A 21324-nucleotide genomic window follows, 5' to 3' on the forward strand; every position below is an offset into this window, starting at 1 on the left:
CTGATGCCGGGGCACCCCGGCGGAGGGTGGCCACGCCGTCGCGAAAAGACGATGGAGAAAGTCGCGCTTCTCACCGGGAGTGTTGACGTGGTCGCTGCGTACTTTCGTGCGACGGCGAAGAAAACTCATGATGTCCGATTCAGGTTTGCCAGCGAAAAGCCGTACTGCCGAGTTCCTGGACGGAGGCGGCGACGTGGGTGCATTGATGCGCTCGCACGATTGGTCGGAGTCGCCGCTCGGCCGGCCGGAGACTTGGCCGCATCCGTTGCGCACGGTCGTCGGTCTCCTTCTCCAATCGCAGTTCCCGATGTTCGTCGCTTGGGGCAAGGAACTCGGCTTCCTCTACAACGATTCGTATGCCGAGATCCTCGGCGCCAAGCATCCGCGCGCCCTGGGCAATCGCTTCCAGGACATCTGGTCGGAGATATGGTCGGACATCAGCCCCCTGATCGATGCCGCGTTGGCGGGCCAGTCGATCTATCGCGAGGACCTGCCGCTCGTGATGAATCGCAAGGGCTACGACGAAGAGGCGTGGTTCACTTTCTCCTATTCACCGGTCCGCGACGAGCGCGGCGAAGTTGCCGGGATGTTCTGCGCGGTCTCGGAAACGACCCGCAGGGTGCTGGCCGAGCACGCGCTGCGGGAGCTCAACGAGACGCTCGAACACCGGGTGAGCGAGGCGCTGGCACAGCGCAAGCTGCTGGCCGACATCGTCGAAGGCACCGAGGCCTTCGTCCAGGTGGCCGACCTCGACTATCGCTGGCTGGCCATCAACAAGGCGGCCGCGGACGAGTTCCAGCGCATCTTCGGCGTTCGGCCCAGGGTGGGCGACAGCATGCTGGAGTTGCTGGCCTCGCAGCCCACGCACCAGGCCGCCGTCAAGGCGGTGTGGAGTCGCGCGCTGGCCGGCGAGGAGTTCGTGGAGATCGGCGAATTCGGCGACCAGGAGAGGGAGCGCCGGTTCTACGAGATGCACTACAGCGTCTTGCGCGAAAGCAGCGGCGAGCGCATCGGCGCGTACCAGTTCGTGTACGACGTCTCCGAACGCATCCTCGACCAGGAACGCCTGCGGAAGACCGAGGAAGCGCTTCGCCAATCGCAGAAGCTGGAGTCCCTCGGACGGCTGACCGGCGGCGTGGCGCACGACTTCAACAACCTGCTGGCGGTGTTTGCAAACGGCTTGCAGATGCTGGAGCGCGACATGACGGCGCAGCAACGTGAGCGAGTCCATGCGGCCATGCGCCGGGCCGTGACCCGGGGCACCGGATTGACGCACCAGCTGCTGGCGTTCACGCGCCGCCAGCCCATCAATCCGGAGTCGATCGACCTGGCGGTCCACCTCCGGGGCATGCGCGAAATGCTGGAGCATTCGCTGCGGGAGAACACCCGCGTCGAGATGCAGTTCGGGAACGACCTGTGGCCCGTCGAGATCGATGCGGGGGAGTTCGAGCTGGCGATGCTGAACGTGTTCGCCAACGCCCGTGACGCCATGCCCGACGGCGGCCTCATCACCATCCGTGCCCGGAACGTGATGAAGGCGGCCAACGACGGTGCCCAAGCCGCCTGCGTTGAGCTTTCTGTCTCCGACACGGGAAGCGGGATGCCGGCCGAGGTCCTGGACCGTGTGTTCGAGCCCTTCTTCACGACCAAGGAAGTCGGCAAGGGATCGGGATTGGGCTTGCCGCAGGTCTATGGCTTCGCGCACCAATCGGGCGGCCAGATCCGGATCGACAGCCAGCTCCAGGTGGGTACGACGGTGACCCTGCGGTTTCCTCGCTCGCTGCGGCGGCCGGCTGCGCCCGCGGAGGCACGGAATGCGCCACCTCTTTGCGGTGACGGCCGCGGCCGTCAATTGCTTCTCGTCGAAGATGACCCGGAGGTCGCGGCACTCACGCGCGAAATGCTGGTTCACCTCGGGTTCAACGTCATCCACGCCGCAAGCCCGGAGGCCGCGCTGGGCGCGCTGGCCAATGCGCGAAGCATCGACATCGTGTTCTCGGACGTGATGATGGCGGGCAGCGTCAGCGGCCTGGAGCTCGCCCGGGAGATCAGGCGGCGGCGCCCGGGGCTGCCCGTCGTTCTGACGACCGGCTATGCCGGAGCGGCGGCCGGGATGGGCAACGCGGAGTTCCGGCTGCTGTTGAAGCCGTACAGCCTCGAAGCATTGGGCGATGCCTTGAGCGTCAAGCCTTGATGCGTTCTCCCGTCTGCGTAAGATGCAGACGCCTTTCCTGTCCCACTCGGTCCTTCGGGGGAAATGATGAGCACGCGTCGCCTTTTGCTGGCCTGCCTGCCTCTTGTGCTTGCGCCCTCCCTCGCCCGCGCGGCAAAAGGAGAGGCGCGGATCATCGGGACGTTGGGCAATCTTCGCCCGCCTCCCGGAATGCGAGACCAGATGCAGGTTCTGATCGCAGGGTTGAGCGACCTTGGCTGGATCGTCGGACGCAACCTCGCCCTGGACAGTGTCTGGGCAGAGCAGCACTACGAACGATTTCCCCAGCTTGCACGTGACCTGGTGTCGCGCAACGTGGACCTCATCATCGTGCTCGCCGGCACCACCGCTGCGCAAGCTGCCAAGGCCGCGACTTCCCGGATTCCAATCCTCGTCATTGGTGTCGCGGATCCGGTCAAGTTCGGCCTGGTCGCGAGCTTGAATCGGCCAGGCGGCAACCTGACCGGGCTGACGCAACCCCTTGCAAGCTGGGGCAAGTTCCTGGAACTCGCACGCGAAGCCGTGCCCGGGGCGCGCAGGGTGGCTGTGATCGGGAATCCGACCAACGTCATCTATTCGGACTACGTCACCGAAAACGAGACGGCAGCCAGGCTGCTGGGCCTTCAGCTCCAGGTCATCCCCATCTCCTCGGGGGAAGAACTGCCCGCGGCATTCGGCGCGATGAAGAGTGCACGCGCCGAAGTGCTCGTCTACGGCCCGGACTCGGTGTTCCTGAACAACGCGGGCCAGATCATGGCACTGGCACGCGACGCGCGCCTGCCGGTCATCGGCCCGAATCGCCACGCGGCCGAGTTGGGTGCGCTCGCCACGTTCAGCGCCGATTACGCGGCACTGTTTCGACAGGCCGCCGTCTACGCCGACAAGCTGCTCAGGGGCGCGAAGCCAGCCGAGATGGCGATGGCCCAGCCCGACAGGTACGACCTGATCGTGAATCTGCGGACTGCCAGGCTGCTTGGCATCACGGTGCCGCCCGCGGTGGTGGTGCGGGCGTCGGAAGTCATCGAATAGTCGACCGGCTCAGATGCCTTCGATGATGCGAATCTCGCGATCGGCACCGTCCCCCAAGGCGTCCAGTGCTTCCTTGTACTCCGGGCTGTCGTGTGCGGCCATGGCCTGTTCGACGCTGTCGAACTCGATCAGCACGGTGCGTTGCATCAGCCCGAGTTCGTAGACCTTGGCAGGTTCGCCGCGCGCCAGGAAACGCGCGCCGTTCGCAACCAGGGCGGGGCCGGCCAGCTTGGCATACGCGGCCAGCTTGTCGTTGTCCTTGACCGCGCGGTATGCGCTGACCCAATAGGCTTTTGGCATGGTGACTTCGTTTCAGTGAGACATGGAGCGCGTGACTTTGCCGCGTGTCCGCCTTTGCGGCAAGCCCACTCATCCGGCGCTTGCGCCATCGGATCTTCGGCAAGGTCCGACTGCAGGAGTCGCAGATTCGGGATAGATTCGGCCAAACGTGCCCAGGGTTGCAGAGGCGACGTCCTGGCAGAACGGACCATCGTGCAGCGGGCCGACGGCAAGGAAATGACATGCAGCGTCGGGCTCGCTGAAGTGAGGCACTGCGGTGCATTCGGCGCGGACTCAGGAGAACCCTGGATGGCAAGTCAGTACATCGGCATGAAGGCCGGCGGCGGCAGCGGCATCGTTGGTGTGCTGAAGCACCCACTCTTCGACCACGAAAAACAACTCCAACCCATGCTGCCATGATGAATTTCGCACCGGATTCCAACGCGGGCGCGCGTGCTGCCATCGAGCGCATCGATGCACTCTCCACCCACCATGACCCGGTGCACGAAGGCGTGCAGGTGCGTTGGCGGCGCTTCGGCAACGACACGCGCAAGGCGCCGCTGGTGTTGCTGCATGGCGGCCATGGCAGCTGGATGCACTGGCTGCGCAACGTGGAGGCGCTGGCGGCCGAACGATCCGTCTGGGTGCCGGACATGCCGGGCTTTGCCGAGTCCGATACGCCTCCAAAGCCCGCGCCCGGCGAGGCCGCGATCGATCCTCTGCTGAGGGCGTTGGGCGGCACGCTCGATTCGCTCATCGGTGCCGGTACGCCGATCTGTCTAGGCGGTTTTTCCTTCGGTGGTTTGACCGCTGCCAAGTTCGCGGTGAAACGCGGTGCGGTCGAGCGCCTGTTCCTGGTCGGCAGCGGCGGCCATGCCACGCTGCGGCGCCTGAGCATCGAGATGATCAACTGGAAGAAGTCCGTGGACCGCGAGGCGGAACGCGCGGCGCTGCAACACAACCTCGGCGCATTGATGCTGCATGACAAGGCCTTCGATCCGTTGGCCTTCGAGATCCACGACATCTCCTGCCACGGCACGCGCTTCCGCAGCAAGGACGTGTCGCTGTCAGGCGGCTTGCAGGCGGCGCTCGATGTGCTCGCGTGCCCGCAGTTGCTGGTGTGGGGTGAGTTCGATGTGACGGCGGATCCGCGGCCGGTGGTGGCGTCGCTGGTCAAGGGTCATGCCAACCGCGAGGGCGTGGTGATCGACGGCGCCGGCCACTGGACGCAGTACGAGCGGGCCGAGGAGATCAACGCGTTGCTGTTGCGCTGGCTGTCCGGCGAGGTGCGATAGGCCCGCCTACCTCGGCTTCTTCGCCTTCTCGTACTTCTGCCAGTACAGGAACGGTTCCTCGTGCACCTCGATGTCGATCTCGCTGATGCGCGCCTGCAAGCGCTCCTGCACTTCCGCGACGGCCTGGTTGTAGATCAGCGGCCCGACTTCCTCCAGGAAGAAACCCAGCAGTGCACCGGCCGCGATGTTGCCGATGCGCTCTTCCATGTGCTCGTTGAAGTAGCGTTCGATGGAGGCGACGGCCTGCTGCCGTGCCTCGCGCGGGATTTCGATGGTCATGGCTTGATGAACTTGAGGACGAATTCGTCCTTGGGTTGCAAGGGCTCGGGCGTGTTCTTGTCGCGCGGGTCGTTCGGGTTGCGAAGGAAGTTGCCTTCGGCCGCAAGCTTGAACCCGGCGGCCTCGACCTCGCCGCGAAGGAACGATTCCTCGACCCGATGCAGCGTGCCCGATTCCGAGATGCCGGTACCCGGCCGCCCGGCGTGGTCCGCGATAACGAACACCCCGCCCGACTTCAAGGCGCGAAAGATGGCGCGGTTCATCTGCGCCCGGTCCACGCCCATGAAGCCCAGGTCGTGGTAGTTGAACATCAGCGTGACAAGGTCGAGTCCGCCGCTCGCCACCGCGGAGGGTGCGGGGTCCTCGAAGCGCTGTGGCACGGCCATGATCGGCGCGGCAGGAATGTTGGCGCCCTTCAGCCGGGCATTGCGCTCAGCCAGCGAGGCGGCGGAAGCAGGGCGCGGTGCGGCGGCTGCAGCTGCAGGGGCTGGCGCCGGGGCCACACCGCTGGCATTGCCCTCCGGCGCGGTGGGCGAGGGCGTTGCCCGATTGGGGTCGCGCTGCGGCATCTGCCCGTAGACCACGCCCGTCGGCCCGATCGCGCGCGCCAGCAACTCGGTGGTGTAGCCGCCGGCGGCACTCACGTCGAGCGCCACCATGCCGGGGCGCACGCCGATGAAGGCGAGCATCTGGTCGGGCTTGCGCCGCAGGTCGTTGATGCGGTCCGGACCGGTGCGGTCGGGGCTCGAGAGGATGGCAACGATCTGGTCCCGCGAGATCGGCGGCGACTTGGTGGCGCAGGCGCCCAGCAGGCAGACCGCCGCCGCGAGCACCAGTAAAAAGGCCCCTTGGAGAGTTCTTTGCGCGTACATCGGTTGCCCTGCCATCCTGTCGAGGTGCGCGCAGTTTAGTCAGCCGCGCGCTTCGTGGCGACCTGATTTGTCCATTCGAGGATCATGTCCAGGTCCTCGCGTGTCTCCTTCAATTGCACCAGCGTGGCCTGCTGCGCCGCCAGCGGATCGCGGTTCTCCAAGGCCGTGAGGATGGCCTTGTGGCGCGGCAACGAGAGCGCATGCGTGTTGGGCAACCGGCTGCTGAGCTTGATCGACTCGCGCAGCGCGAGCGACAGCATGGTGCCGATGTAGGCCAGCAGGTCGTTGTGCGTGGCCTCGGCAATGCGGCGATGGAAGGCGAGGTCAGGCTCCAGCAGGTCCCCGGCAGTTTGCGCCGCCTCCATGCGTGCATAGGCCTCGGCGATGCTGCGCAGGTCTTCGTCGCTGGCGGCCCTGGCCGCAATCGCTGCGGCTGCAGGCTCGAACACGCGCCGCACCGTCAGCAGCGTCTCCACGAACTCGGGTTGCGGCTTGCTCTGGATCAACCAGTACAGCACGTCGGGGTCGAGCAGGTGCCATTCGCCGCGCGGCCGCACGATCGCCCCGGCCCGCTGCCTGGACAACACCAGCCCCTTGGCCACCAGCACGCGGATCGCCTCGCGCAATACGGGCCGGCTCACCTCGTATTCCGACAGCAGCGCGGCCTCTTGCGGGAGTCGTTCATCGGGCGCGAATTCGCCCGCCACGATGCGCATGCCGAGGTCGCGCACGATGCGCGCATGCATGCTTTTGCGATCGGGCGGCTGGCGGTAATCGCGATGACCCTGAGTGACCTTCATTGCCGGATTAAGTAAGCCTTTATTCGTGTGTGGCGCGGGTAGTTTCCCTATGCACCGCTGCAAATATCGTCTTTTAGTATGACTACATTGCCGCCCGACTCGACGGTGACCGCAGAAGATCGCGAAACGAGTCCTTGACGAGGAGACAAGTTCGATGAAGCGCATCCTGATGAGCCTGCTGCTTGCTGCGTCCGCGTTGCCGATGTTCGGCACGGCGCAAGCGCAGGAACTGATTTCCAACGTCCCGCGCAAGGAGACGCTGATCGTCGAGAACCCGGAGGGCACGATCAAGAACGCCGGCTGGTTCAACATCTGGGCCATCAACGCGGGCGGCCAGTCCACCGGGCTGCACCAGCTCGCGATGGACGCCTTCTGGTACATCGACCCCGAGCGCGGCATCGACGGCGTCTGGGACAACTCGCTGGCCTCCGACAAGCCGATCTACAACAAGGACTTCACCGAGATGACGGTGAAGCTGCGCAAGGGCATCTTCTGGAGCGATGGCGTCGAGTTCACCGCGGCCGACGTGGTCTACACCGTGCAGACGCACCTCGACACCAAGGGCCTGCGCTGGAGCGCGCCGATCCAGGTCAACGTGGCGAGCATTTCCGCGCCCGACCCGTACACGGTCGTGTTCAAGCTGAAGAAGCCCAACTCGCGCTTCCATGCCTTGTTCACCGTTCGCTGGAACGCGATGTGGATGATGCCCAAGCACGTCTTCGAGAAGGCCGGCGACCCGCTCAAGTTCGCGTTCAACCCGCCGGTGTCGCTGGGCGCGTACACGCTCAACAGCTTCGACCCGAACGGCAAGTGGTTCATCTGGCAGAAGCGCGAGGACTGGAAGCGCACCACGCTCGCCCGCTTCGGCGAGCCCGGTCCCAAGTACGTGGCCTATGTGGATGCCGGCCCGCCGGACAAGCGCGTGATCGCGCAGATGAACCACCAGCTCGACATCATCCACGACACCTCGCCCGAGGGCATGTTCACGATGGCCAAGCAGGCCAAGTTCTCGCACGGCTGGTTCTCTGGCTTCCCGTATGCGCACCCGGACCCGACGCTGGCCGCGGTGATCTTCAACACGCAGAACGAGTACCTGAAGAACCGCGACGTGCGCTGGGCGCTGGCACTGCTGGTCGACATCAAGGCAGTGTCGATGGCCTCGTACCGCGGCGCGGCGACCATCTCGGCCATCGGCGTGCCGCCCACCGGCACGCATCCAGAGTACTACCACGGCCCGATCGAGCCATGGCTCAAGACCTTCGAGATCGACACCGGCAAGCGCAAGATCAAGCCCTACGACCCGAGCATTGGCAAGCAGGTCACCGACATGCTGCGGCCTACCTTGGGCGACCAGATCCCGACGAAGCCGGAGGAAGTGGCCAAGGCCTTCGGCATGGGCTGGTGGAAGCCCGATCCGCAGGCCGCCACGGAGCTGCTTGAACGCGCCGGCTTCAAGAAGGTCGGCGCCCAATGGATGACGCCGGACGGCAAACCCTTCAGCGTCAAGATCACCGTCGAAGGCGAATCTCGCCCCGTGATGACGCGCGCCGGCTCGATGGTCGCGCAGCAGTGGCGCCAGTTCGGCATCGACTCCGGCACCGTGGTCGCGCAGGGCACGCTGGCCGACCGGCGCGCGGCCGGCGACTTCGACGCCATCATCAGCTGGAGCGTGGAGACATGGGGCGGGCACCCCGACCTGTCGTACTTCCTCGACAGCTGGCACTCGCAGTTCGTCGCGCCGCCGGGCCAGCCGCAGCCGCCACGCAACTGGCAACGCTGGACGAATCCGGAGCTCGACAAGATCATCGAGCAGGTGCGCGGCGTCGGCTTCGACGACCCCAAGGGCGTCGAACTCGGCCGCGACTACGTCAAGCTCGCCGTGCGGGAAATGCCATCGATCCCGCTCATGTCGTACAACGTCTTCACCGTGATGGACGACACCTACTGGACCGGTTACCCCAACGCAGCGACCGCGCCCTACACCGACCCGGTGCCCAACTGGGCCAACACCAAGTACATGATGGTCAAGCTGAAGCCGAAGCAGTAAGCGAGCAGGCGGGCATTTCATGAAGTCCTACGCGGCGTACCTGATTCGCCGCTTCGGCCAGTTCGTGCTGGTGGTGTTCATCGGGATGAACATCGCCTACATCGTGACGCACGCCACACCGATCGACCCGGTCGAGCAGAGCATCGCGGCGGCCACGGCTTTCGGCAGCACCAGTCCGGAAGCGATCGGCCTCATGCGCGAATCGCTGCGCGAGCTGTACGGGCTCAAGGGCACGGCGTGGGAGCAGTACATCGGGTTCTGGAAGCGCGTGGTGACGCTGGACTTCGGGCCTTCGCTGTCAGCTTTCCCGACGCCGGTGTCCTCGCTGATCTGGCGCGCATTGCCATGGACCGCCGGGCTGCTGCTGGTCTCGACCACCATCACCTGGGTGCTGGGCAATTTGCTCGGCGGGCTCGCCGGCTACCTGCGGGACAACCGCACACTGCGCGTCACCGGATTGCTGGTGATGGGCTTCCACCCGATCCCGTACTACATCGTGGCGCTGCTGATCCTCATCGTGTTCGGCTATGTCTGGCCGGTGCTGCCGATCACGGGTGGGGCGCAGATGAACCTCGCGCGCGGCTGGAATCTCGACTTCGTTGCCAGCGTGGTCAAGCATTCGGTGCTGCCCGTGTTGTCGCTTGTGCTGGTGGGCCTGGGTGGCTGGTTCATGGGCATGCGTTCGCTGGTGTCCAACATCGTGAGCGAGGACTACGTGGTGTACGCGGAGCTTGGCGGCGTACCGCAAAGCCGTATCCTGCGCTCGTACGTGATGCGCAATGCGCTGGTGCCGCAGGTGACGGGGCTGGCGATGTCGCTGGGCGGCATCTTCAACGGCGCGATCATCACCGAGCAGGTGTTCGGCTATCCCGGCATCGGCGCGTTGCTGATCGACGCGGTGCATGCGGGGGACTACAGCCTGGTGCTGGGGTTGACCTCGGTGTCGATCGTGGCGGTGTCGCTGTCGGTGCTGCTCATCGACATGCTCTACCCGCTGCTTGATCCGCGCGTGAAGGTCAGCTGAAATGAAACCCACCCCCGAATGCGCCTGCGGCGCTCCCCCTCAAGGGGGCGCACCCAGCGGCCCGGCAAAGCCGGTTCCGCGGGTGCCCACGAACAGGCATTGCTCGCCCGGGTTTCATACATCACGGGTCGCGCGATAGGGTGGTGGAAAACTGATATGTGGAAGATCCTTCGTGACCTGCTGAAACACAACCGGGGCTTCGCGGTCGGCGTGTTCCTGCTCGGCTTCGTCGTGGTGATCGGCGCGCTGTCCTTCGTGTCGCCGTATTCGCCGATCGACAGCTACGTCGTTGCGCCGGACATGCCGCCGGGCTGGCCGCATGTGCTCGGCACCACCTCGCGCGGGCAGGACGTGTTCTGGCTGCTGACCTTCGCGATCCGCAACACGCTGGCCTTCGGGATGCTGGTGGCGGTGATCAGCCGGCTGCTGTCGCTGACGATCGGGCTTGTCGCCGGCTATGCGGGCGGCTGGGTGGACCGGGTGCTCATGTCGGTGAACGACACCTTTATCGTGATCCCCTTGTTCCCGATCCTCGTGCTCTTCTACTTCGTGATGCGCGACAAGATGTCGTGGGCCGCGCTGGCCGGTGTGATGGCTTGCCTGGGCTGGGCGTACGACGCCCGGTTGATCCGTGCCGTGGCCATGAGCCTGCGCACGCGCGAGTTCACCGAGACCAGCATCTTCTCGGGCATGAGCATGCCGCAGATCCTCGTGAAAGAGCACCTGCCCTACGTCATGCCGATCGTGTTCTCAACGACGATGAACAACATCAACTGGTCGATCGGGCTGGAGGTCACGCTGTCGGTGCTGGGCTTCACCGACATCAACACGCCGACCATCGGCTCGATGATCTACTGGGCCAACCAGCACACCGCCATGGTGGCGGGCGTGTGGTGGTGGATCGCGTTCCCGGTGGCGCTGGTGGTGATGACCTTCATCGGGCTGTTCCTGCTGGCGGTGTCGATGAACGAATTCATCGACCCGCGCAGCCGCCTGGGCAGGGGGACCCCATGACGCCGGTCGTTGCCGTCAACCAGTTGCGGGCGTACTACCAGACCCAGCAGTTCGGCGTGCAGCGGGACGTGCGCGCGGTCGACGATGTGAGCCTGCAAGTCATGCCGAACGAAATCTACGGCCTGGCAGGCGAATCGAGTTGCGGCAAGAGCACCTTGATCAAGACCATTGCGGGCGCGATTCGTCCGCCATTGACGGTGCAGGGCGGCAGTGTGGTCTTCAACTTCGCCGGGCAGTCGCTGGACCTCTACAAGGCCGGCCCGCAAGCCCTGCAGTCCATCCGCTGGAAGCACCTGTCCTACGTGATGCAGGGCTCGATGGGCGTGTTGAATCCGGTGCGGCGCGTGCGCCATTCGTTCATCGATTTCGCTTTCCGCCACATCGGTCAACCGATGCCGGCGTTCATGGAGACGGTGACGCAGCACCTGGCCCGCGTGAAGCTGGGGCCGGAGGTGTTGCAGGCGTTCCCGCACGAGCTGTCTGGGGGCATGCGCCAGCGTCTGGCGATTGCGCTGGCGACCGTGTGCAAGCCCGAACTGATCATCGCGGACGAGCCCACTACGGCGCTCGACGTGATCGTGCAGAAGAGCGTGCTGGGGATGATCCGCGAGGTGCAGCGCGAACTGGGTTCGTCCCTGATCTTCGTCACGCACGACATGGCGGTGCATGCGCACCTGTGCGACCGGCTGGGCGTGATGTATGCGGGACGGCTGATCGAGGAGGGCGCGACGAAGGATGTCTTCAGCCGGCCGCGCCATCCCTACACCACGCACCTGATCGCGAGCCTGCCGCGCATCGGCAAGACCGCGAGCATCAAGGCGCTCGAAGGTGCGCCACCGAACCTCGCCGATCCGCCCAAGGGTTGCCGCTTTCATCCGCGCTGCCCGCTGGCGATGGATGTGTGCCGGCAGCAGGTGCCTGCGTTCGCCGAGGTGGCGCCGGGGCATCGCGTGGCGTGCTTTGCCGTCAACCCGGTGGCTGTGGAATGAGCGCAGCGCCGGGCCGCCCCAAGCAAGCTCACGCCCCCTCGGGGGGCAGCGAGGACACGCAGTGCCGAGCGTGGGGGCATGAGTTCGCAGCGCCGGGCCGCCCCAAGCAAGCTCGCACCGCAGCGCGCAGCGCGGAGGTTTCTCGATGACGTCCTTGCTCGAACTGCGCAATGTCGTGCGCACCTATGCCAAGGGCGGGCTGTTCGGCCGCAGCGCGCGTGCGGTCGACGACGTGAGCTTCTCAGTGGGCGGAAGCGGTCCGGAGATCCTCGCGATCATCGGCGAGTCCGGCAGCGGCAAGACCACGCTGGCACGCATGATCCTGGGCACGGTGCGCGCCAGCGGCGGCAGCATCCGCTTCAAGGACATGGACCTCGCGGACATCAAGGGCCGCGGCCAGCGCATGGACTTCATGCGACAGGTGCAGCCGATCTTCCAGAACCCTTTCGAGGCCTTCAATCCGCTCAAGCGCCTCGACCGCTACCTGTTCATGACCGCACGCCACTTTGCCGGCGCTCGCGATGACACGGCGGCGGAGGCGGCATCGGACGCGGCGCTGCGCAAGGTGGGCCTGTCGCTGGCCGAGGTGAAGGGGCGCTTCCCGCACGAGATGTCGGGCGGGCAGTTGCAGCGCGTGGCGATCGCTCGCGCCCTGATCGCATCGCCCCTCCTGCTGGTCGCCGACGAGCCGGTGTCGATGGTCGATGCCTCGCTGCGTACCGCCATCGTCAACCTGTTCCGCAAGCTGCGGGACGAGATGGGCGTGTCGATCATCTACATCACGCACGACCTGGCCACGGCCTACAGCATCAGCGACCGCGTGGTCATCATGCGGCGCGGCGTGGTGGTGGAGGCGGGCGATGCGCGCGCCACGCTCGACAACCCGCAACACCCCTATTCGATCGAATTGAAGAACGCCGTGCTGTCGCCCGACACAGGCCCCTGAACCTGACCCCCCGAGGAGCCCCATCCATGCGCAAGGTATCCGTTGCCCTGAACCCCGAAGCCGTCATCGGCGAGACCGATCCGCGCCTGTTCGGCGCCTTCGTCGAGCACCTCGGCCGCTGTGTCTACGGCGGCATCTACGAGCCGGGCCATGCCACGGCCGACGCCCATGGCTTTCGCCACGATGTGCTGGAACTGGTGCGCGAACTGGCGCCGACGATCATGCGCTACCCCGGCGGCAACTTCGTCAGCGGCTACAACTGGGAGGATGGCGTCGGCCCCGCCGAGAAGCGCCCGCGCCGGCTCGACCTGGCCTGGATGTCGACCGAGCCCAACACCTTCGGTACCAACGAGTTCATCGACTGGTGCCGGCTCGCGAACATCGAGCCGATGCTGGCGGTAAACCTCGGCACGCGCGGCGGCGATGCGGCGCGCAACCTGCTCGAGTACTGCAACCATCCGGGCGGCACGGCCTGGTCGGACCTGCGGCGCGCGCATGGCTGGGAGCAAGCGCACGACGTCAAGTTCTGGTGCCTCGGCAACGAGATGGACGGCCCGTGGCAGATGGAGATGAAGACGGCCGAGGAGTACGGCCGCATCGCGATCGAGGCGGCCAAGATGATGAAGTGGATCGACCCGCGCATCGAACTCGCGGCCTGCGGATCGTCGGGCCGCAACATGCCGACCTTCGGCGCCTGGGAAGACACGGTGCTGCAGCACACCTTCTCGCACGTCGAGTACATCTCCCTGCACACCTACGTCAACAACTACGCCGACGATTCCGCCGCGCTGCTGGCGAGCCCGGACCTCATGGACGGCTTCATCGAGGAGGTGGTGGCGATCGCCGATTCGGTGGCTGCGCGGGCCCATTCGAGCAAGCGCATCATGCTGAGCTTCGACGAGTGGAACGTCTGGTACCGCACGCGCCGCAATGCCGACGTGCGGGTGAAGCCCGGCTGGCCGGTCGCGCCGGAGATCCTCGAGGAGATCTACAACATGCAGGATGCGCTGGCCTTCGGCGGCATGTGCATCTCGCTGCTGAACCATGCCGATCGCGTGAAGACGGCCTGCCTCGCGCAACTGGTCAACGTGATCGCGCCGATCATGACCGAGACCGGTGGACCGGCCTGGCGCCAGACCATCTTTCATCCGTTCGCGCAGATGAGCAACTATGGAAGAGGGCGCGTGCTGCGGGCGGAAATCGATTCGCCGACCTATGCGGCCAACTACTACGACCCGCGCGGCAAGGCCGACCTGTACTTTCCGCTGCCGGCCGTGCCGTACCTCAAGATGGCCGCGGTCGAAGACCCCGCGTCGGGCGCGATCACGATCTTTGCGCTGAACCGGCACCTGGAGGAGCCGATGCCGCTCGATGTCGCGCTGCGCGGCTTCGGCGTGCCGGTGCTGATCGAGGCGCTGGAACTGCGCCACGCCGACCTGAAGGCCGTCAACACGAAGGACCAGCCCGACAACGTCTCACCCGCGCCGTTGGCCGGCGTGACGCTGGCGACAGATCGCGTGCAAGCCACGCTGGCGCCGGCGTCGTGGAACATGATCCGCATCAGCAGGTAGCCCACAAGGCGCTTCGCCGATTTGCGCCGCCGTTGAAGCGGCCGGGAATTGGCTCGGCGCGGGCATGGCGACGGCTACCGGAACTTGGCCCGTTCAAATGTTGTCGATAGCTGATGTCCAAAGGAGCCGGCCTGGCGCCTTGACGAGGAAGCATCGACCATGACCCCCGGCGCAATTGCCCTGAACCGCTTCGGCCTCGGCGCCCGACCGGACGAGCCCGCGCCTGCCGATCCGCGCCGCTGGTTGCTGGGCCAGTTCGACCGCTACCAGCCATCGCCTGCCGCCTGGTCGGCCCAACAGCACACCAATGCGCTATTGGCCAGCTACCAGGCCAGCCAGCGCGAGATTCGCGATGCCTCCGATGCCGACAAGCTGGCCGCACGGCAGGCGTTGCGCCGCGGCGCACGGGACGGTTACCTCGCGGCCGTCAACGCGCGCCTGTCGAGTGCGCTCGACACACCCACACCCTTCGTCGAGCGGCTGGTGCATTTCTGGGCCAATCACTTCGCGATCTCCGTCGAGAAGCCGCTGGTGCTCGACATGGCCGGCGCGTACGAGGTCGAGGCGATCCGCCCGCACGTGCTGGGACGTTTCGAAGACATGCTGCTCGCCGCGGTGCGGCATCCCGCGATGCTGGTCTACCTCGACCAGGCGCAGTCGGTCGGACCCGAGAGCATCGCCGCCCGCCGCCTCGCCCTGCGCAACCCCGAGCGTCAGCGCGGCCTGAACGAGAACTTGGCGCGCGAGATCCTGGAACTGCACACGATGGGCGTACGCAGCGGCTATACGCAAGGCGACGTGACCGAACTGGCGCGGGCGCTGACCGGCTGGAGCCTGGCGGGACAGGCGGTCGCGGGGCAGGGCGGACCGGTCGCAGCGATGGGCATGAGCGGCACTCAGCCGTCCGGCTTCCAGTTCCGGCCCGCGGTGCATGAGCCGGGTTCGCGCACGGTGCTGGGCTGCAACTTTGCCGACGATGGCGAAGGACAGGGCATCGCCATCCTGCGCGACATTGCCGCCGCGCCGGCCACGGCGCGGCATGTGGCGACCAAGCTGGCGCGCCACTTCATTGCGGACGATCCGCCGCGGGCCGTCGTCGACCGCCTCGCAATCGCGTTCCAGCGCAGCGGCGGCGACTTGCCCACCGTGTACCGCGCGCTGGTCGAATCGCCAGAGGCCTGGGCTGAGGGGTCCGGCAAGTTCAAGACGCCTTGGGACTGGACACTGTCGTCCCTGCGCGCCCTGGGCCGTCGCGAACTCCGGGCGAACACCCAGGGTGCGCAGTTGCTCAATCAACTGGGCCAGCCCGTCTGGCGCCCCGGTTCGCCGGCCGGCTACGACGACATCGCGGCGAGCTGGGCCGCGCCTGATGCGCTGGTGCGCCGTGTGGAGCTGGCACAGCGCCTGGCGTCGCAAGCCGGCGACACGATCGATCCGCGCACGCTGGCCCCGCGACTGCTGCCCGGCAACGCGCTGAGCGAATCCACCGCCACCGCGATCGCGCGGGCCGAGAGCGCGAGCACCGGGCTGGCCCTGTTGCTCGTGTCCCCTGAATTCCTCCGGAGATAAACGCCATGGCCGACCGTCGATACCGCCGCCGTGATGTCCTGCGACTCGCTGTTGCAAGCACCGCGCTTACCATGGTGGCGCCGCGCCTGGTGCTCGCGCAGGCCGTGACCGATCGCCGCTTCGTCTTCGTCATTCAACGCGGCGCGGCCGATGGCCTGGAGACACTGCTGCCCTATGCCGACCCGGGCTATGCACGCCTGCGCGGTGCACTCGCCATCGACCCCGCGACAGCGAACAAGCTGGACGGCAGCTTCGCACTGCACGCTTCGCTGGCCGAGACGGCGAAGCTGTACGCCGCCAAGGAAGCGCTGTTCGTGCACGCCGTGGCCTCGCCGTACCGGGACCGGTCGCACTTCGATGGCCAGAACGTGCTGGAAACCGGCGGCAGTTCCCCGTACCAACTCAAGGACGGCTGGCTCAACCGCCTGGTCGCCATACTGCCGCGCGCCGACAAGGAGGCGATCGCCTTCGCGCCGACCGTGCCGATGGCATTGCGCGGCTCGGCGGAGGTCGCGTCCTATGCGCCGTCGGCCTTGCCGCAGGCCAGCGACGACCTGATTCTGCGCGTGTCGCAGCTCTACCAGGGCGATGCGCAACTGCACGCGCTGTGGAGCTCGGCGATGGACACGCGCGGCATCGCGATGGACGGCGGGAATGGCATGGCCGGCGGCGCGCGGGCGCGGCAGGACGGCGCCTCGCTGGGCAAGCTGGCCGCCGGCTTCCTGGTGCGCGTCGACGGCCCGCGCATCGCCATGATCGAGACCGGTGGCTGGGACACGCACAGCGCGCAGAACGCCCGCCTGGGGGTACAGCTGCGCAATCTCGACGCCATGGTCGCCGCGTTGCGCGATGGCTTGGGCGATGCGTGGTCCCGCACCGTCGTCGTGGTGGCCACCGAGTTCGGCCGCACCGCCGCGGCCAACGGCACCGGCGGCACCGACCACGGCACCGGCGCTGTCGCGATGCTGCTCGGCGGCGCGGTCCAGGGCGGGCGCGTGCTGGTCGACTGGCCAGGACTGGCGGCGGGCAACCTCTATGAGAACCGCGACCTGAAGCCCACGAACAGCGTCGATGCGCTCATCGCGGGCGCCGCGGGCGAATGCTTCGGCATCGAGCCGCAACGGCTGGCGCGGACGCTGTTTCCGGAGCCCGGCACGCTGCCAGGCGGCGCCAGTGCGCGTGCCTTGCCGCGGTTGCTGCGCGCTTGAGTCAGTGCGGCAGCACGGATGCCGTTTGGCCTATCGCATGTAGGAAACGTCAGGGGTGGCGAAGGTATTGCGGACCAGCTCCGCGCGCTGCGTGACCTTGACGCAGGACTCCTCGAGGTGTCGTTGCAGCAGCGACTGTGCACGGTCGGCATCTCGCTGCGCAGCCGCCTGAAAGACCTCCAGATGTTCCGCCATGAAAGGATCGTTCCGGGGCATCGGTGCGGCGCCGCCAAGCACGTGCTTGCTCAAGGTGAGCAGGCAACGCGTGCGCTGCAGGCTCTCCAGCAGCGGCCTGTTGCCGCAATGGGAGAGGTAGGCCACGTGCAGGTCGTGCTCGAGGTCGTCCATTTCGCCGCGTGTGACGTCCGGATAGGACTTCATGGCCTTGCGCAGCCTCTTGGTCATCGCTGCGACTTCCTCTTTCGGCGCCACGCCGATGGCGGCGCGCAGTGCAGCGGGCTCCAGCAGCCAGCGCAGTTCATAGAGATTGCTGATGCGCTTGCCGTCCAGTGGCGTCACATGCCAGCGTAGCCGCTCGTCCTTCTCGACGAGGCCGAGGGCTTCCAGCCGCAGCAGCACGTCGCGCGCGACCGTTCGCCCGACGTTGAAGTGCCGTGCCAGCTCGACTTCGTTGATGCGGTACTGGTCGAACACGGACAGGTGCACGACATCCCGCTCGACCTCCTGGTAGATCGCTTCCCAGCCGGGTGCGTTGCGCACGGACGCGGTGCTTTCGTCCTGACCCAGCATGGCCGCCGTGAGCGTCACGCGCGAAGGCTGCGCGCCGGCCGGGCCGGCAAGGACGCCGCGGCCGTCGAAGCGGCTCACCAGTGCTTCCTCTTCAAGCTCGTGCAGGGCCTGCCGCACCGGCGTGCGCGTGACGCCCAGGATCTCGGCGACATGCCCTTCCAGCAGGACCGCGCCAAGCGGAATCGATCCGCCCGTGATGGCATCGCGCAGGACCTGCTTGACGCGCGAATAGACGGGCGAGCGCGGGCTGCGTTCGCCCACTGCCTGTTCCTCAGGCGCCCCGTCGGATGGTTCCCGGGTCGCCTTCTTCGCATCTTTGTCCATGGCGCAGATGGTACGGCGGGCAGGAGAGTCCGCAGCCCCGGCTAGGGGAAAACCATAGTGCTTTGTGCTGGCATAAGTCATTTACAATTGACTAATGCCAGCACAAGTCATTTATTCCACATGAACTACGACTTCGATTTCAGTTTCCTGTCCACGCACTGGCGCGAGCTGGTCGACGGCATGTTGCTCACGCTGCGCCTGTCGGTGGCGACGATCGTGTTCGGCTTCCTGCTGGGTGTGGCGCTGGCGGTGGTGCGCACGCAGGGCTCGCCGCTGGGGCGGAAGCTGGTGTCGGGTTATGTGGACTTGATCCGCAACACGCCGCTGGTGATCCAGGCGTTCTGGCTGTTCTTCGGTCTCGCTGCGCTGCAGATCCGCGTGCCGGCGATGGCTGCGGCCATCATCGCGCTGACGATCAACGTGTCGGCCTACACCACCGAGATCGTTCGGGCGGGCATCGAGTCGATCCCGCGCGGCCAGCTCGAGGCGGCGTCGTGCCTGGGCATGTCGCGCTGGAAGGTGCTGCGGCTCGTCATCCTGCCGCAGGCGGTGGAGCGCATGTATCCGGCGCTCATCAGCCAGTTCGTCCTGATGATGCTGGCGACTTCGATCATGTCGCAGATCTCCACCGAGGAACTCACGGCTTCCGGCTATGCGATCCAGTCGCAGACCTTCCGCGGCTTCGAGATCTACCTGGTGATCGCGGTTCTGTACCTCGTGCTTTCCTGGCTGCTCAGGATTTCGATGGCGGGCTTCGCAGCGGTGGTGTTCACCCGCCGCCGTCGCCTGAAGACGCCGCTCTGACCCGCACCACTAAAACACACGGAGACAAGCATGGACGGCATCTCGATCAGCCAGGTGGGTTTCATCTTCAAGGGCGCGGGCTGGACGCTGGTCCTCTCGGCGATGGGTTTCCTGGGCGGCGCACTGGTGGGCCTGCCGCTGGCGATGGCGCGCAGCCGCGGGGGTGCTGTGCTGCGCGCCGTGACAGGTGCCTACGTGCAACTGGTGCAGGGCATCCCGCTGCCGGTCATCATGTTCCTGTGCTACTTCGGCATCAGCATCGCGGGCTTCGACGTGCCTTCGCTGGTGGCTGCAGGCATCGCGATGACCGCGTACTCCAGCGCCTACCTCGGAGAGATCTGGAAGGGCTGCATCCAGGCGGTGTCCCGCACCCAGTGGGAAGCGGCGGAATGCCTGGCCTTGCGCCCGGCACAGCGCCTGGCCTACGTGATCCTGCCCCAGGCCGCGCGCATCGCGATTGCGCCGACGGTCGGCTTCCTGGTGCAGATCGTCAAGAACTCCTCCTACGCGGTGGTGATCGGGTTCTTCGACCTGACCTACTCGTCGCGTGTCGTCAACAACTCGACCTTCAAGCCCTTCCTCGTCTTCACTCTCGCGGCCCTGATCTATTTCGCGATCTGCTACCCCTTGTCCTCGCTCTCCTACCGCCTGGAAAAGCGGATGGCGCGACGCTGACCCACGCCGCACAACAACAACCCACGGAATCAAAGTCATGGATGAAATCGTTCGCTTCGACAAGGTCTGCAAGTCGTACGGAGACGTGCAGATCCTCAAAGGCGTCAGCTTCACGGTAGGGCGCGGGCAGGTGGTCGCCCTGATCGGCCGCAGCGGCTCGGGCAAGACCACGGCGCTGCGCTGCATCAACGGCCTGGAGACGATCCAGGGCGGCGAGCTGCACGTGTGCGGCCGGGCCATGCACGCCGGTTCGGTGGACCTGATGGACCTCCGCAAGGAAGTGGGCATCGTGTTCCAGAGCTACAACCTGTTCCCGCATCTCACCGTCCTGCAGAACATCACGCTGGCCCCGCGCAAGGTCAAGGGCGTGCCGCGCAAGGAGGCGGAAGATCTGGCGATGGAGGTGCTGCAGAAGGTGGGTCTCCATGAGCGCGCCGCCTACTACCCTGAGCAGCTCTCGGGCGGCCAGCAACAACGCGCGGCCATTGCCCGCTCGCTGGCCATGCAGCCCAAGCTGATGCTGTTCGACGAAGTGACCTCTGCCCTCGATCCAGAACTGACGGGCGAGGTGCTGAAGGTCATCGAAGGCCTGGCCAACGACGGCATGACCATGGTGCTCGTCACGCACGAGATGGCCTTCGCGCGCTCCGTTGCCGACCAGATCATGTTCATGCACCAGGGCATCGTCTGGGAGTGCGGCAGCGGCGACCTGCTGGGCCAACCCGCCACGCCTGAACTGCAGCAGTTCGTCGGCAGCGGACTCTGACGCCGTCACCGCATCTTCCTTTCACGTTTCGTTCCAGATCGATTTCACACACCAAGAGACCCACATGAACTTCACTCGCCGTCACCTCACATTCGTCGCATCGCTCCTGCTACTGGGCGCCACTGCGACAGCCTCGGCCGACACGCTCGATACCATCAAGCAACGCAAGAAGGTGCTGATCGCCGTGGACATTGGCGCGCCGCCGTACGGCTTCCTCGACAGCGATGCGAAACAGGCGGGCTCCGACGTGGAAGCCGCACGCATGCTGGCGAAGGACCTGGGCGTGGAGCTGGAGATCGTCCCGGTGTCCGGCCCCAATCGCGTGCCTTTCCTGTTGTCCAAGAAGGCCGACCTGGTGATGGCCTCCTTCTCGATCACGGACGAACGCAAGAAGGTCATCGACTTCTCCGAGCCCTACGGCGTGGTGCCGATCGTCGTCGCCGGACCGAAGGCTGCGACGCTCAAGAGCTTTGCCGACCTGTCAGGCAAGAACGTGGCCGTGACCCGCGGCACGACCAGCGACCAGGAACTGTCGCGCGGTATCAAGGAAGTGTCCGGCGTCACGGTCGTGCGCTACGAGGACGATGCCACGACCAACACCGCCGTGGCCACGGGCCAGCAGGACTACATGGCGGCCGCTCCCAGCGTGGTCCCTGCGGTCAAGAAGGCCAACCCGGCGCGCGACATCGACATCAAGTTCGTCATGAAGTCCTTCCCGTACGGCGTCGGGCTGCGCAAGGACGACGCGGCGCTCAAGTCGTGGGTCGATGGCTGGGTCAAGACCAACCTCAAGAACGGCAAGTTCAATGAAATCTACAAGCGCCACTTCGGCATGTCGTTGCCTGAAGAGATGCTGAAGTAACTCACTCGA

The 21324-nt window shown here is 66.0% G+C and carries 20 protein-coding genes; 15 read left to right on the plus strand and 5 right to left on the minus strand.

Translation table 11 applies throughout. The annotated features are described in order from the left end of the window. Positions 1 to 127: 127 nt before the first annotated feature. Together WKW82_RS13245 and WKW82_RS13250 are read left to right on the plus strand one after the other, a co-directional pair. Complete coding sequence (locus WKW82_RS13245) at positions 128 to 2194, plus strand: PAS domain-containing protein (protein WP_340342743.1); 2067 nt, start codon at positions 128 to 130, stop codon at positions 2192 to 2194. Between the two features lie 189 nt (positions 2195 to 2383). Further along, positions 2384 to 3241 (plus strand): ABC transporter substrate-binding protein, encoded by an 858-nt coding sequence (locus WKW82_RS13250; RefSeq protein ID WP_340342744.1) that lies wholly within the window; start codon positions 2384 to 2386, stop codon positions 3239 to 3241. A gap of 9 nt (positions 3242 to 3250) precedes the next feature. Here WKW82_RS13250 and WKW82_RS13255 read toward each other — a convergent pair whose 3' ends face one another. Then, positions 3251 to 3541 (minus strand): DUF1330 domain-containing protein, encoded by a 291-nt coding sequence (locus tag WKW82_RS13255; RefSeq protein ID WP_340342745.1) that lies wholly within the window; start codon positions 3539 to 3541, stop codon positions 3251 to 3253. A gap of 395 nt (positions 3542 to 3936) precedes the next feature. Between WKW82_RS13255 and WKW82_RS13260 the strand changes: the two genes are divergently transcribed. Then, positions 3937 to 4815 carry an alpha/beta fold hydrolase gene (locus WKW82_RS13260; protein WP_340342746.1) on the plus strand — a complete coding sequence of 293 codons (879 nt, stop codon included), beginning with the start codon at positions 3937 to 3939 and terminating at the stop codon, positions 4813 to 4815. 6 nt (positions 4816 to 4821) lie between these two features. Here the strand turns inward: WKW82_RS13260 and WKW82_RS13265 are convergent, their stop codons facing one another. The 3 genes from WKW82_RS13265 to WKW82_RS13275 are packed head-to-tail and all read right to left on the minus strand — an operon-like array spanning position 4822 to position 6766. Next, complete coding sequence (locus WKW82_RS13265) at positions 4822 to 5094, minus strand: DUF2164 domain-containing protein (protein ID WP_340342747.1); 273 nt, start codon at positions 5092 to 5094, stop codon at positions 4822 to 4824. Continuing rightward, complete coding sequence (locus WKW82_RS13270) at positions 5091 to 5966, minus strand: class I SAM-dependent methyltransferase (RefSeq protein ID WP_340342748.1); 876 nt, start codon at positions 5964 to 5966, stop codon at positions 5091 to 5093. Before WKW82_RS13270 ends, WKW82_RS13265 begins: the two co-directional genes overlap by 4 nt. Before the next feature lie 35 nt (positions 5967 to 6001). Beyond that, the gene (locus WKW82_RS13275) at positions 6002 to 6766 is read right to left on the minus strand and encodes a FadR/GntR family transcriptional regulator (protein ID WP_422823469.1); all 765 of its coding nucleotides are present in this window, start codon (positions 6764 to 6766) and stop codon (positions 6002 to 6004) included. A 154-nt stretch (positions 6767 to 6920) separates the two neighbouring features. On the opposite strand from WKW82_RS13275, the gene WKW82_RS13280 reads away from it, so the two are divergent. From WKW82_RS13280 to WKW82_RS13315, 8 genes are all read left to right on the plus strand, one after another. Continuing rightward, the gene (locus WKW82_RS13280; protein ID WP_340342750.1) at positions 6921 to 8813 is read left to right on the plus strand and encodes an ABC transporter substrate-binding protein; all 1893 of its coding nucleotides are present in this window, start codon (positions 6921 to 6923) and stop codon (positions 8811 to 8813) included. Positions 8814 to 8832: 19 nt separating this feature from the next. Then, positions 8833 to 9837 carry an ABC transporter permease gene (locus WKW82_RS13285; protein ID WP_340342751.1) on the plus strand — a complete coding sequence of 335 codons (1005 nt, stop codon included), beginning with the start codon at positions 8833 to 8835 and terminating at the stop codon, positions 9835 to 9837. A gap of 156 nt (positions 9838 to 9993) precedes the next feature. Then, positions 9994 to 10851, plus strand: a complete 858-nt coding sequence (locus tag WKW82_RS13290) for an ABC transporter permease (RefSeq protein WP_340342752.1) — start codon at positions 9994 to 9996, stop codon at positions 10849 to 10851. Next, complete coding sequence (locus tag WKW82_RS13295; RefSeq protein ID WP_340342753.1) at positions 10848 to 11840, plus strand: ABC transporter ATP-binding protein; 993 nt, start codon at positions 10848 to 10850, stop codon at positions 11838 to 11840. The genes WKW82_RS13290 and WKW82_RS13295 overlap by 4 nt, the downstream gene beginning before the upstream one ends. A 145-nt stretch (positions 11841 to 11985) precedes the next feature. Then, on the plus strand, positions 11986 to 12786 hold the full coding sequence (locus tag WKW82_RS13300) for an ABC transporter ATP-binding protein (RefSeq protein WP_340342754.1): 801 nt from the start codon (positions 11986 to 11988) through the stop codon (positions 12784 to 12786). A gap of 26 nt (positions 12787 to 12812) precedes the next feature. Next, on the plus strand, positions 12813 to 14357 hold the full coding sequence (gene arfA, locus WKW82_RS13305; protein ID WP_340342755.1) for an arabinosylfuranosidase ArfA: 1545 nt from the start codon (positions 12813 to 12815) through the stop codon (positions 14355 to 14357). A gap of 159 nt (positions 14358 to 14516) precedes the next feature. Further along, entirely contained in the window at positions 14517 to 15926 is a 1410-nt protein-coding gene (locus tag WKW82_RS13310; protein WP_340342756.1) for a DUF1800 domain-containing protein, read from the plus strand. Between the two features lie 5 nt (positions 15927 to 15931). After that, a complete protein-coding gene (locus tag WKW82_RS13315) occupies positions 15932 to 17134 on the plus strand; it encodes a DUF1501 domain-containing protein (RefSeq protein ID WP_422823470.1) in 1203 nt (400 codons plus the stop codon). A gap of 30 nt (positions 17135 to 17164) precedes the next feature. Here WKW82_RS13315 and WKW82_RS13320 read toward each other — a convergent pair whose 3' ends face one another. After that, a complete protein-coding gene (locus WKW82_RS13320; protein ID WP_340342757.1) occupies positions 17165 to 18208 on the minus strand; it encodes a GntR family transcriptional regulator in 1044 nt (347 codons plus the stop codon). Between the two features lie 120 nt (positions 18209 to 18328). Between WKW82_RS13320 and WKW82_RS13325 the strand changes: the two genes are divergently transcribed. From WKW82_RS13325 to WKW82_RS13340, 4 genes are all read left to right on the plus strand, one after another. Further along, positions 18329 to 19012, plus strand: coding sequence for an amino acid ABC transporter permease (locus WKW82_RS13325; protein WP_340342758.1), 684 nt, complete (start codon positions 18329 to 18331; stop codon positions 19010 to 19012). Positions 19013 to 19042: 30 nt separating this feature from the next. Next, the gene (locus WKW82_RS13330; RefSeq protein ID WP_340342759.1) at positions 19043 to 19687 is read left to right on the plus strand and encodes an amino acid ABC transporter permease; all 645 of its coding nucleotides are present in this window, start codon (positions 19043 to 19045) and stop codon (positions 19685 to 19687) included. A 37-nt stretch (positions 19688 to 19724) separates the two neighbouring features. Beyond that, positions 19725 to 20453, plus strand: coding sequence for an amino acid ABC transporter ATP-binding protein (locus tag WKW82_RS13335; protein WP_340342760.1), 729 nt, complete (start codon positions 19725 to 19727; stop codon positions 20451 to 20453). Positions 20454 to 20517: 64 nt separating this feature from the next. Next, on the plus strand, positions 20518 to 21315 hold the full coding sequence (locus WKW82_RS13340; protein WP_340342761.1) for a transporter substrate-binding domain-containing protein: 798 nt from the start codon (positions 20518 to 20520) through the stop codon (positions 21313 to 21315). The last annotated feature ends 9 nt before the right edge of the window (positions 21316 to 21324 follow it).

This window comes from Variovorax rhizosphaerae, from assembly GCF_037889975.1.
Classification (GTDB): domain Bacteria; phylum Pseudomonadota; class Gammaproteobacteria; order Burkholderiales; family Burkholderiaceae_C; genus Variovorax; species Variovorax rhizosphaerae.